This is a genomic window from uncultured Amnibacterium sp., from assembly GCF_964245895.1.
GTDB lineage: Bacteria > Actinomycetota > Actinomycetes > Actinomycetales > Microbacteriaceae > Amnibacterium.
In genome coordinates, this window is the sequence record NZ_CAXTOQ010000237.1 from 1 (window position 1) to 3,407 (window position 3,407).

2 protein-coding genes are annotated in these 3,407 nt (G+C 73.2%); one reads left to right on the top strand and one right to left on the bottom strand.

The genetic code is table 11. The annotated features are described in order from the left end of the window. Positions 1–269: 269 nt before the first annotated feature. Positions 270–1,667, bottom strand: a complete 1,398-nt coding sequence (locus ACFE60_RS18335) for an MFS transporter (RefSeq protein ID WP_375390289.1) — start codon at positions 1,665–1,667, stop codon at positions 270–272. A gap of 83 nt (positions 1,668–1,750) precedes the next feature. Between ACFE60_RS18335 and ACFE60_RS18340 the strand changes: the two genes are divergently transcribed. Next, on the top strand, positions 1,751–3,407 hold a 1,657-nt coding region (locus ACFE60_RS18340; RefSeq protein ID WP_375390290.1), incomplete at its 3' end, for an amino acid transporter.

Genomic DNA, 3,407 nt, shown 5'->3' on the forward strand with positions numbered 1-3,407 from the left:
CGTGGCGTCGCGCGGTACGCATGCGTACCGCGCGACGCCACACCTATCGCGCGACAGGCATCGAACCGACGCGGCCAGCACCTCGCCCCCGACGAACTTCCGAATCAGACGACTACCCGGTGCCGCGCCCCCTCCCAGGAGCACCGGAGCACGACAGCAGGAATCCTCGAGCACGACGGCAGGAAGAATGCACATCGGCAGGAAGTACGGGCCCGGTTCTTCCTGCTGAAGTGAGTTCTTCCTGCTCTCGTGCTCGTGGGCTCGGTGGCTCAGGAGGCGGTCGGGCGCCGGTTGCGGATGCCCGCGAAGGAGATCAGGCCGCCGACGACCATCAGCGCGGCGACCACCGCCGCCACGCGCACGAAGCCGGGGGTGTCGACGGCGCCGCCGAGGATCAGGCCGACGGTGGCGGTGGTCATCAGGCCGGCGACGCGCGCGACCGCGTTGTTGACGGCGGAGCCGATACCGCTCTCCGACTCCGGCACGGCGCCGAGCACCGCCGCCGTCAGGGGCGCGACGGTGGTGGCGATGCCCAGCCCCAGCACGATCATGCCGACGGCGACCAGCACCACCCGCCCGCCTCCCGATGCGGGCACGAGGCCGACGCAGGCCCACACGAGCGCGCCCGCCGCGGCGACGACCGGCCCTGCGGTCATGAACGCGCGCGGTCCGAACCGCCCGGCGAGCGCGCCGAAGCGCCCGGACAGCAGGATCATCAGGATCGTCGACGGCAGCCCGATCAGCGCCGCGGCGGTCGCGCTGAGGCCGAGCACCTGCTGGATGTAGACCGCCGGCACGAGGCTCGCCAGGCCGAGCGCGCCGTAGACGAACAGGGTCGCGCCGTTGCCCGCGGTGAAGTTGCGAGCGCGGAACAGGTCGGGCGGCACGAGGGGGTGCGGCACGCGCCGGTTGCGGAGGAGGAACGCGACGACCAGCACCGCGCCGACCGCGAGCAGGGCGACCGACGCGGCGGTGGGCAGCGCCGCGTTCCTCCCGCCGCCGATCTCGATCAGGCCGACGGTCAGCGCGCCGAGCCCGAGGGCCGTGAGCGCGGCCGACAGCAGGTCGATGCGCGCCGGCGTCCCGTCGTGGGCCGCGTCCCGGTCCCGACGCAGCAGCAGCATCGAGCCCGCGGCGGGCAGCAGGCCGATCAGGAACACGCTGCGCCAGCCGAGCTGGTCGACGAGCAGGCCGCCGACGACCGGCCCGAACAGCATCGAGACGCTCGTCCAGCCCGTCCACGAGCCGATCGCCTTCGCCTGGGCCGGCCCCTCGAACACCGCGATGATCAGCCCCAGCGAGCCGGGGACGAGCAGGGCCCCCGCGACACCCTGCAGCACGCGCGCGCCGATCAGCACGCCGGCGGTGGGCGCGACCGCGCAGAGCAGGGAGGTCGCGGCGAACGCCACGAGCGCGATCCGCAGCACCCGCAGCCGCCCGAAGCGGTCGGAGACGGCGCCCGACAGCAGGATGAAGGCGGACACCGCCAGCAGGTACCCGTCGACGACCCACTGCTGCGTCACGACGCCGCCGCCGAGGTCCCGGTCGATGGCGGGCAGCGCGATGTTCACGATCGAGCCGTCGAGGAACGACACGAACGACGCGAGCACCGCGGCGGCGAGCAGCCGGCGCTGCGTCCCCGTGGAGGGGGGCGCCGCGGCGGTCATGGGCCCAGTATGCGGGCGGCCAGGCGCCCCGGCCGTACACTGACGCCGATCTCGGCGCAGCCGGGCGCATGGGGAGAGACCGGATGACGGAGCAGGCCGAGACCGGTCCCGGCACCCCTCCGGACCCCGCCGCCGGCGCTGCACCGATCGACGCGAAGGCGTGGGCGGCCGGTGCGGACGGGCTGCCCGACCAGCGGGCGGTGCCGGACGTGTGCGCCGCCGAAGAGCCGCGCAGCGGCCGGTTCTCCCGCTGGGCGCTGCAGGGCTCCGCCGCGGCCGGCAGCCACGACGGCCCGCACGGCACCCCCGAGCGCACCAACTCGTGGCTGCGGGTGATGTGCCTGACCGGCGTCGACTACTTCTCGAGCCTCGGCTACCAGCCGGCGATCGCGGCGCTCGCGGCCGGGTTCGTCTCCCCCGTCGCGACCCTCGTGCTCGTGGCGCTGACGCTGTTCGGCGCGCTGCCGGTCTATCGCCGGGTCGCCAGCGAGAGCTTCCGCGGCGAGGGCTCCATCGCGATGCTGGAGCGGCTGCTGCCCTGGTGGGCGGGCAAGCTGTTCGTCCTCGTGCTGCTCGGCTTCGCGGCGACCGCGTTCATCATCACCATCACGCTGTCCGCCGCGGACGCGGCGGCTCACGCGGTCGAGAACCCGTTCATGCCCGCCGCGCTGCACGGCGCGAACCTGCCCATCACCCTGCTGCTGATCCTGCTGCTCGGCGCGGTGTTCCTGCGGGGCTTCCACGAGGCGATCGGCATCGCCGTCGTGCTCGTGGCGGTGTACATGTCGCTGAACGCGGTCGTGATCCTGAACTCGTTCGTGCTCGCGTTCCAGCATCCCGCCGTGTTCGGCGACTGGACGGGCGCGATGCTGCGGCAGGGCGGTGGCAGCCCGCTCGGCGTCGTCGCCGTCGCGCTACTGGTGTTCCCGCAGCTGGCGCTCGGCCTGTCCGGCTTCGAGACCGGCGTCACCGTCATCCCGCAGATCCGCGGCGACGGCGACGTGCCCGGGAAGCGGCCGGTGCACCGGATCGCGGGCGCGAAGAAGCTGCTCACCACCGCCGCGCTGACGATGAGCGTGTTCCTCATCACCTCCAGCCTCGTGACGACGCTCCTCATCCCGCAGAAGGAGTTCCAGCCCGGCGGGCAGGCGAACGGCCGCGCGCTGGCGTACCTCGCGCACGAGCACCTCGGCGAGGTGTTCGGCACGGTCTACGACCTGTCGACGATCGCGATCCTCTGGTTCGCGGGCGCGTCGGCGATGGCCGGGCTGCTGAACATCGTGCCCCGCTACCTTCCCCGCTACGGGATGGCGCCGACCTGGGCCCGCGCGGTCCGGCCGCTCGTGATCGTGTTCACGCTGCTCGCGATCGCGGTCACGTTCGTGTTCGACGCGAACGTGACGGCGCAGGGCGGCGCCTACGCCGCCGGGGTGCTGGTGCTGATCACCTCCGCGGCGATCGCGGTGACGCTGTCGGCGCGCCGCAAGCGCCAGTGGAAGCGCACCGCGGGCTTCGGCCTCGTCGCGCTGATCCTGCTCTACACGCTCGTCGTCAACCTCGTGGAGCGGCCCGACGGCCTGCGGATCGCCCTGCTCTTCATCCTCCTGATCCTGATCGTGTCCCTGGCCTCCCGCGTGCGCCGCTCGTTCGAGATCCGCGCCACGAGCGTCACGTTCGACGAGGACGCGCTGGAGTTCCTCCGCGAGGCCGAGGACTTCGGCGAGGTGCACCTGGTCGCGA

Coding starts and splice junctions, on each gene's coding strand:
- ACFE60_RS18335 (WP_375390289.1), bottom strand. CDS start 1,667: ATGACCGCCGCGGCGCCCCCCTCCACGGGGACGCAGCGCCGGCTGCTC.